General features: G+C 62.2%; 8 protein-coding genes and 4 pseudogenes. 10 read left to right on the forward strand and 2 right to left on the reverse strand.

Annotated features, from left to right (window positions below):
* Positions 1 to 773 (reverse strand): zinc-dependent alcohol dehydrogenase family protein (locus A7X12_RS19180; RefSeq protein WP_064313076.1); only part of this gene is annotated, 773 nt, incomplete at its 3' end.
* A gap of 96 nt (positions 774 to 869) precedes the next feature.
* Here A7X12_RS19180 and A7X12_RS19185 point away from each other — a divergent pair.
* Together A7X12_RS19185 and A7X12_RS25255 are read left to right on the forward strand one after the other, a co-directional pair.
* Positions 870 to 1,490, forward strand: a complete 621-nt coding sequence (locus tag A7X12_RS19185) for a TetR/AcrR family transcriptional regulator (protein WP_064313077.1) — start codon at positions 870 to 872, stop codon at positions 1,488 to 1,490.
* 202 nt (positions 1,491 to 1,692) lie between these two features.
* Positions 1,693 to 1,899: pseudogene (locus A7X12_RS25255) on the forward strand (transposase); the annotation flags it as partial.
* A 16-nt stretch (positions 1,900 to 1,915) separates the two neighbouring features.
* Here the strand turns inward: A7X12_RS25255 and A7X12_RS19190 are convergent.
* Positions 1,916 to 3,156, reverse strand: a protein-coding gene (locus tag A7X12_RS19190; protein WP_443029312.1) for an IS3 family transposase whose coding sequence is annotated in 2 segments (ribosomal slippage) — positions 1,916 to 2,823 and positions 2,823 to 3,156 — 1,242 coding nt in all. Because the reading frame shifts where the segments join, the coding sequence is not laid out codon by codon here.
* A 73-nt stretch (positions 3,157 to 3,229) separates the two neighbouring features.
* On the opposite strand from A7X12_RS19190, the pseudogene A7X12_RS19205 reads away from it, so the two are divergent.
* The 8 genes and pseudogenes from A7X12_RS19205 to A7X12_RS25260 all read left to right on the forward strand — a co-directional run.
* Positions 3,230 to 3,765 (forward strand): annotated as a pseudogene (locus tag A7X12_RS19205) (IS5 family transposase); the annotation flags it as partial.
* A gap of 131 nt (positions 3,766 to 3,896) precedes the next feature.
* Positions 3,897 to 5,099, forward strand: a complete 1,203-nt coding sequence (locus tag A7X12_RS19210; protein WP_064313081.1) for an alcohol dehydrogenase catalytic domain-containing protein — start codon at positions 3,897 to 3,899, stop codon at positions 5,097 to 5,099.
* Positions 5,100 to 5,239: 140 nt separating this feature from the next.
* Positions 5,240 to 5,812 (forward strand): type 1 glutamine amidotransferase domain-containing protein, encoded by a 573-nt coding sequence (locus tag A7X12_RS19215; protein WP_064313082.1) that lies wholly within the window; start codon positions 5,240 to 5,242, stop codon positions 5,810 to 5,812.
* 48 nt (positions 5,813 to 5,860) lie between these two features.
* Positions 5,861 to 6,130 carry a hypothetical protein gene (locus A7X12_RS19220; RefSeq protein WP_064313083.1) on the forward strand — a complete coding sequence of 90 codons (270 nt, stop codon included), beginning with the start codon at positions 5,861 to 5,863 and terminating at the stop codon, positions 6,128 to 6,130.
* A 27-nt stretch (positions 6,131 to 6,157) separates the two neighbouring features.
* Entirely contained in the window at positions 6,158 to 6,568 is a 411-nt protein-coding gene (locus A7X12_RS26030; RefSeq protein WP_198162093.1) for an alcohol dehydrogenase catalytic domain-containing protein, read from the forward strand.
* Positions 6,569 to 6,583: 15 nt separating this feature from the next.
* Positions 6,584 to 7,018: pseudogene (locus A7X12_RS26035) on the forward strand (zinc-binding dehydrogenase); the annotation flags it as partial.
* Positions 7,019 to 7,033: 15 nt separating this feature from the next.
* A pseudogene (locus A7X12_RS26645) lies at positions 7,034 to 7,285 on the forward strand (oxidoreductase); the annotation flags it as partial.
* 11 nt (positions 7,286 to 7,296) lie between these two features.
* On the forward strand, positions 7,297 to 7,935 hold the full coding sequence (locus A7X12_RS25260; RefSeq protein WP_269747833.1) for an oxidoreductase: 639 nt from the start codon (positions 7,297 to 7,299) through the stop codon (positions 7,933 to 7,935).
* Positions 7,936 to 8,090: the final 155 nt, after the last annotated feature.

Here is an 8,090-nt window from a genome sequence, read left to right on the forward strand (position 1 = left end):
AGATGTGTATAAGAGACAGGCGTTGGCTCGCCGCTGAGCGCGCCATATTCGAGCAGGATGCCGCCGCGCGCCATGCTCGCGGTCAGCTGCTCGAACGACGGGCCTCCGACCGGATCGAGCACCACGCGCGCACCTGCACCATCGGTTATCTCCATCACCTTTGCTACCAGATCCTCTTCCCCGGTCGCGACGACATGATGTGCACCGGCATCAAGCAGGGCCTGGCGCTTGGCGCCGGTACGCGTCGTCGCGATCACCGTCGCGCCGACCATCCGCGCAATCTGGAAGGCAGCAAGCCCGACGCTGCTGGAAGCAGCGGTGACGATGACGAAATCGCCCTCGCCGAGCTTCGCCTGCTCCACCAGCGCGCCCCAAGCGGTGACATACTGCATCCACACGGCCGCCGCTTCCTCGAACGACAGCGCCGCCGGATGCTTGACGACGAGGCGGGCGGGCACGTTGGCGACCTCGCCATAGGTGCCCCAGCGCGCGATATCGAGCGGGGGGATGACGCTGACGGCTTCGCCTTCTGCAAACCCGGTCACGTCCGCCCCGACCGTAACGACAGTGCCGGCAGCCTCGTAGCCGAGTCGGCTAGGGAACTCGGCTTCCTGAAGGTAGGCATGGTTGCGGAACATCACCTCGGCGCGGTTTATGCCTATCGCCTTCACCGCGATCTGCACTTCGTCGGCCGCGGGCGCGGGCACTGCCACATCTTCAATCCTGAGGACGCTGGCGTCGCCATATTCGTGGATACGGACGATGCGGCTCATGGGACACTCCTTGATTATTGAACGATCGTTCTGTATCGATGTCAGCGACAAGGTTCAAGCTATTATTTATCGATCATTCCATATCGGGCACCAGACATGACAGACACGAAAGCCCGTCGTGGCGCAGGCCGCCCTCGAGAGTTCAACACTGACGCTGCGCTCGACAAGGCGGTACGGCTTTTCTGGCAGCGCGGCTACGAGGCGACGTCGATGGCCGATCTGGTGGCGGAGACTGGCGTCGCCGCCGCCAGTCTCTATGCGGCGTTTGACAACAAGGCGGGGCTGTTCGCGGCGGTGATCGAGCGCTATTCCGCCACGTTCAGCGTCCACCTCTATGCACCCATCAACGATCCGGCGTTGGCCACCTTCGAGGCTGTCACGGGCCTGCTGGAACGAGCGGCGTCAACGTTCTCCGAACCTGGAACGCCGGCCGGCTGCTTCATGTATTCGGCAGCGGCAGCCGTGTCGCCGGCGTCCGCCGCCATCGAATGCCTGCTGCGCGACAAGCGTATCGCGGCGGAGGCCCTCCTAGTCGAGCGTCTGCATCGTGGCGCCGCGCACGGCGAGCTTGCGGCCGATGCCGATCCGGCCGTGCTAGGCAAATTCTTCAATACGGTCATGGAAGGCATGTCCGTTCAGGCGCGCGACGGCGCTACGATCGACGAACTGCTCGCCATCGCCAAAATGGCACTCGATCGATGGCCGGCTGCGGTGTGACCGTCGAGGCGAGCTCATTCTCGGTGTTTTTGCAAAAAACATCTGTCAACTTACAGCTAGGGCCTGAAACGTGGGCGCGTTCTTCTCAGTTGCGTGGCGGTGCTTGGGTTTCGCGCCAAGGCATTACCACAGAGCTTAGGGTCAGGACCCATTGATTTGATGTGACGACTGTGATTCAGGCTCGCGGTGAGGAGTCTGAAAGATGAGTGATTTGTATTGGCTGACGGACGAGCAGATGGCGCGTCTTCAGCCCTATTTTCCGAAGAGCCATGGCCGGGAGCGCGTCGATGACCGGCGGGTTTTGAGCGGCATCTTCTTCGTCAACGGCAATGGGCTGAGGTGGCGGGATGCGCCGAGAGAATATGGCCCGGCAAAGACGCTCTACAATCGCTGGAAGCGGTGGAGCGACAAAGTGTTGTTGCCCCTCAAAGACCGGACACGTCCTCCTTGGTTGAACGATCTGCGATGAACTCTCGCGGTGAACGGTATCCCAGCGCCTTGTGCGGGTGAAGGCGGTTGTAGTGATCGAACCATGCTGGAAGCTGACGCATGACGATTTCGGCTGATGACATCGGATTGACCCTGGCGTAGTCGCGCTTGATGGTTCGCACGAAGGCCTCGGCCATGCCGTTGGATTGCGGGCTCTGGACCGGCGTCGTCAGCGGTTCGAAGCCGATCTCGCGAGCAAAGCGCCGGGTTTCGCCGGCGATGTAGCCCGAGCCGTTGTCGGTCAGCCATTCGATCACGCCGGGCAGACGATTGACCGGGCCGAAGCGGGTTTCGACGGCCACCGTCATGAGGTCGCGGACATCCTCCCCTTTGATGCCCTCGGTCGTCGCGACGAAGCCGATCGCCTCGCGGTCGCAGCAGTCGAGCGCGAAGGCGACGCGGACCTTCTCGCCATTGTCACAGCCGAGTTCGAAGCCGTCCGAGCACCAGCGCAGGTTGGATCGATCGACGGCGATACGGCCATCGTGACGTCGCGCCTCGACACCGCCGGCATGGCGCTGCAGGAGCAGGCCGCGCGCCTTCATGACACGATAGACCCGTTTGTGATTGGGCGCCGGCCTGCCTTCCGCCCGTGCCACACGCCGTAGCAGCGCCCAGACGCGGCGATAGCCATAGCTCGGCATGTCGGTGATGATGGCCTGGATCGCCATGACCATCTCGTTATCGGGCAAAGCAGGCCTCCCCTGACGGGGCTTGCCGAGGGGAGCTCTGGCCCGTGCGGCGATGTTAGACCGGGCCACGCCCAGCGCTTCGCAGACGGCCTTCATCGCGAACCGTCCCTGGGCCACGACAGCGAGCGCAGCAGATGTTTTTTTGGGCCCGCCGTGGCGTCGAGCGCTTCCTTCAGGATTTCAGCCTCAAGCGTCTTCTTGCCGAGAAGCCGATGCAGTTCGCGGATCTGATTTTGCAGCATCCTGTATTCGGACACCGGAACGACTTCTTCCTCGGACCGCGTCGCCGTCAGTGCACCCTGGTTCGCCAGCCGACGCCAGGAGAACAACTGGTTGGGCGCAATCCCATGCCGCCGGGCAACCAGGCTCACGCTCATGCCCGGCTCGTAGGTCTCCGCGACAATCGCCAGTTTCTCGGCGGGCGCCCAACGCCGCCGCCGCTCGGGTCCCGAAAGGACCTCACTCTTCGATATCGAACCAGTCATAGACACCACATTACTCCTACCCCTTACGGAAGTGGGAGGCCGTGTCCGGTCAATTAGGGGGCGGCTTCACAAAGGCATCTTTGTCCGCATGATGGAAGGCCTGGCTGCACCTCAGGCTCCCGAACGCCAGACGATCACGATCGACGCGACCTATCTCAAAGCGCACCGCACGGCGTCCAGCCTTGGTGTAAAAAAGGAGGTCTGGGACGCCTGATCGGACGTACGAAAGGCGGCATGAACACCAAGCTGCATGCCGTGACTGATGCGAATGGTCGTCCCATCAGCTTCTTCATGACCGCTGGGCAGATCAGCGATTACACTGGCGCAGCCGCGTTGCTCGACAGTCTGCCCAAAGCGCAATGGATGCTGGCCGACCGGGGCTATGACGCCGACTGGTTCAGCGACGCCTTGCAGGAAAAGGGCATCACGCCGTGCATCCCGGGCCGGAAAATACGCAACAAGACCGTCAAATACGACAAGCGTCGCTACAAACGCCGCAACCGCATCGAGATCATGTTCGGTCGTCTCAAGGACTGGCGACGCGTCGCGACACGCTACGATCGGTGCCCGAAGGCCTTCTTCTCCGCCACCGTCATCTTCTGGCTCTGATCAATGAGTCCTGACCCTACTTTTGCACTGGCGCTTACACGTCATTAGAGTAATGTTGTGCTGAGGGCTGCGGCCGACAGTCGGCCCGGGGCGACTCATGATAACTCACACATCAAACAAGGAGACACATCATGGCTAGCAGTGGCAATCGCGTGGTCACATACATGGGTCCGAAGAAACTGGAGCTTCAGACTTTCGACTTTCCAAAACTCGTCGACCCGAAGGGCAACAAGACGCCGCACGGCGCGATTTTGAAGATCGTGACCACCAACATCTGTGGCAGCGATCAGCATATCTATCGTGGCCGGTTCCCTGCTCCCAAAGGGATGGTGCTCGGCCATGAGATGACGGGCGAAGTGATCGAAGTCGGACCCGACGTCCATTTCATCAAGAAAGGCGATCTCTGCTCGGTGCCCTTCAACGTCTCCTGTGGGCGCTGCCGAAACTGCAAGGAGCGCCACACCGACACCTGTGAGAATGTCAACGACAAGGCCGACTGCGGCGCCTACGGCTTCAATCTCGGCGGTTGGCAGGGCGGACAGTCCGACTATCTCATGGTCCCCTACGCCGATTGGAACCTGCTGAAATTCCCGGATAAGGACCAGGCGATGGAAAAGATCAGGGATTTGACCTTGCTCTCCGACATCTTGCCTACGGGCTTCCACGGCTGCGTCCAAGCCGGAGTCAAATACGGCTCGACGGTCTACATTGCCGGCGCCGGCCCCGTGGGCCGGTGCGCGGCAGCTTCTGCGCATCTACTCGGCGCCTCGTGCATCATCGTCGGTGATACGAACAGCGAGCGTTTGAAGCTCGTGAAGGATGCCGGATATCAAACTGTCAACGTCGCAAGCGAAACGCCTGTCGCCGATCAGATCGAAGCGATCCTCGGCGTGCGTGATGTCGATTGTGGCGTGGATGCCGTCGGCTTCGAAGCCCATGGCAACGGTCCGGGCGCCGGCGAGGATCCCGCCGCTGTTCTCAATACCCTGATCGAGGTCGTTCGCGAGAACGGAGCCATCGGTGCGCCCGGCATCTACACGGGAGGTGATCCCAACGCCATCGACAAAGACGCCAAGGCCGGAACGTACAGAATTGATTTCGGCAAGGCGTGGATCAAGTCGCCGCATATCTCGGCCGGGCAGGCTCCGATCATGCACTACAACCGCGATTTGATGATGGCGATCCTTTGGGACCGCATGCCGTATCTCGGCAAGCTCTTGAACGTCGAGGTCGTCCCGCTCGAGATGGCGCTGGATGCCTACAACACCTTCGACCAGGGCTCGCCGAAGAAGTTCGTCCTCGACCCGCACGGCAGCGTGCCGAAGGCGGCCTAAGTCGCAGGCAGGCCTTGAGGCGTCATTCGTCCTCCCTCGGGCGCCCCAAAAACGGCGACCCTGGCGCGCGTGACCTGTGCACCCCCCCCTGTTCTCGTCACGCGCACCCTTTTCGCCCAAGTTCAATGGAGACAAGGTTCATGACAAGCAAATCACTCGATGGCCTCAAGGTCGCAATCCTGGTTACCGACGGCTTTGAAGAAGTCGAACTGACCGAACCGCGCAAAGCCCTCGACGAGGCTGGCGCCAAAACCAGCATCGTCTCGCCCAAGGGCCCAACCGTACGCGCCTGGGATTTCACGGATTGGAGCAAGGGATACGCCGTCGACGCTGCCCTCGGAAGCGTGAAGCCACAAGATTTCGACGCGCTGTTACTACCGGGTGGCGTCATCAACCCGGACACGCTCCGCACCGACGCCAAGGCCGTGGCGTTCGCCAAGGCGTTCTTCGATGCCAAGAAGCCCGTAGCCTCGATCTGCCATGGGCCGTGGACGATCATCGAGACCGGCGCGGCGAGCGGCCGCCGCTTGACCTCGTGGCCGTCGCTTAAGACCGATCTCAAGAACGCCGGCGCGAACTGGGTCGATCAGGAGGTCGTCGTCGACCAGGGCCTCGTAACGAGCCGCAGCCCCGACGACATGGCCGCCTTCAACCGGGAGATGATCGCATTGTTCCGAACGGCCGGCCGCGCGGTCAGCCACGCAGCCGAGTGAAGTTTTTGTCGTCGGCGCGAGAGACGCGACAAATTTAGGAGAGCAAGGATGCGCGAAGGTATCGAGGAAGGGTTCATGGCGTTCGTGTCGGACGGCAGCGAGGGTATCGGTGCCGTGCGCCTCGTACGCCCCGATGCACTCGTGATCTACGTCGAAAACGCCGGCGAATTCGTCGTGCCGCTGACCGCGGTGCGGGACGTTTATGCGCAGAAGGTCATCCTCGAATGCCGCAAACTTCCGCACGACATTCGGAAGGCGATCGGCCACGCCCATGACGTCGAAGACACCGCCTTTGTTCGGCACCCACCAACACCTTGAATCTGAGGCAGGAGCACTCGCCAAGCCATGTTCCGGTCGGGTGCCTATCTGGAGCCCGCCAATCTCCCGGCCCGGCTCGGCTATGAAGCGTCCGCGATCGTCGAGGCCTTGGGTCCCGGCGTCAACAGCTTCAAGCCAGGCGACGCGGTCAGCGTCATTCCGGCATTTTCGATGAACAAGTACGGCGTCTATGCGGAAGAGGCGATCGTGCCCGCTTCCGCTGTCGTGAAACGTCACATGGGCGAGAGCGCAGTCACATCGGCGGCGGTATGGATGGCCTATCTGACGGCGTACGGCGCATTGATCGACATCGGAAAGCTTGCGGAAGGCGAGGCTGTCATCATCACAGCGGCGTCGAGCAGCGTTGGCCTTGCGGCGATCCAGATTGCCAATAGCGTTGGAGCGATCCCCATCGCGTTGACCCGGACGAGCGTGTAGTCGGAAGCGCTTCGCAAGGCCGGAGCGCCGCATGTGATCGCCACGGATGAGCAGGATCTGGTGGCAGAGGTGAACCGGATCACAGGCGGCAAAGGGGCACGTATTGCTTTCGATCCAGTTGGCGGACCGCAGGTCGAGAAGCTGGCAGAGGCTTTGAGCCGCGAAGGCATTCTCTTTATCTACGGCGCGCTCAGCGGACAAACGACGCCGTTCCCGGCCGGACCGGCGATGCTCAAGGCACTATCCGTGCGCGGCTATACGCTGTTCGAGGTCACGAGCGACCAGCATCGACTGAAGCGCGGCGAGGACTTCGTGAGACAGGGCCTGAAGGAGGGCGCGTTGACGCCCGTCATCGCCAAGACCTTCACGCTCGATCAGATAGTCGAGGCGCACCGGTATATGGAATCGAATGAGCAGTTGGGGAAGATCGTCGTCACAGTAAACTCGTGATTTCAGGAGTTCCTCATGGCAGGAGCAGCATTAAACGGCGCGCCGACGCTTTTCAGTCCCATAGCGCTAGGACCCTACACGCTGAAGAACAGATGCGTGACGGCCCCGCTTACGCGCAGCCGGGCCGGCGCCGGAAACGTACCTCACGCTCTTAACGCGCTCTACTATGCGCAACGCGCGAGTGCGGGGCTCATCATCTCGGAAGCCACGCAGATCGCGCCGGAAGGTCAGGGCTATATCGCGACCCCGGGGATCCATAGCCAAGCCCAGATCGAAGGTTGGAAGATCGTAACCAGGGCCGTGCACGTCGCTGGCGGCGTCATGGTGGCCCGCTCTGGCACGTGGGGCGCATCTCGCATCCCGCGTTCCAGCCGGGAGGCGCGCTGCCGGTCGCACCCTCCGCCATCAAGCCCGACGCCCAGGCCTTCACCGAAAAAGGCTTCGAGCCGATCCCGACGCCCCGTGCGCTGGAGACAACCGAAATTGCCGGCATTGTCGCGCAGTACGCTCAGGGCGCCAAGAACGCGCTCGCCGCCGGGTTCGACGGCGTCGAGGTGCACGCCGCCAACGGCTACTTGATCGACCAGTTCCTGCGCGATCGCACGAACAGACGCTCCGACTCGTACGGCGGCGGCATCGAGAACCGCGCGCGCTTTCTCATGGAGGTCGTGGACTCCGTGACCGCAGCGGTCGGGGCGGAACGGCGTGCGCATCTCACCGCAGAACGGCCAGAACGACATCGCGGACAGCGATCCGCAATCGCTCTTCAATCACATAGCGAAGGGCCTCGCCGCGCGAGGACTCGCTTACCTTCACGTGATCGAGGGCGACACCCCCATGCCGAACCCGTCGCCAGCATTACTATCAAGGGGTCAATGTTGGACGCCGATCCGGGGTCATTATCCCGCGCCGATTGACAGTCACCGTCGCCTGGTAGCCGTTTCCCTTCGGTGTCGCCGTTAGTGCGACCGCCGGGCCGCCATCAGGAGGAAGGAAACTCATTGCCCTAAGAGCGCGCAACAGCGCGCCGTCGCGCGACGGTGCGTGCCGGACTGCACACCGCCAACGAACT

This window comes from Sphingomonas sp. TDK1 (assembly GCF_001650735.1).
GTDB lineage: Bacteria > Pseudomonadota > Alphaproteobacteria > Sphingomonadales > Sphingomonadaceae > Sphingomonas.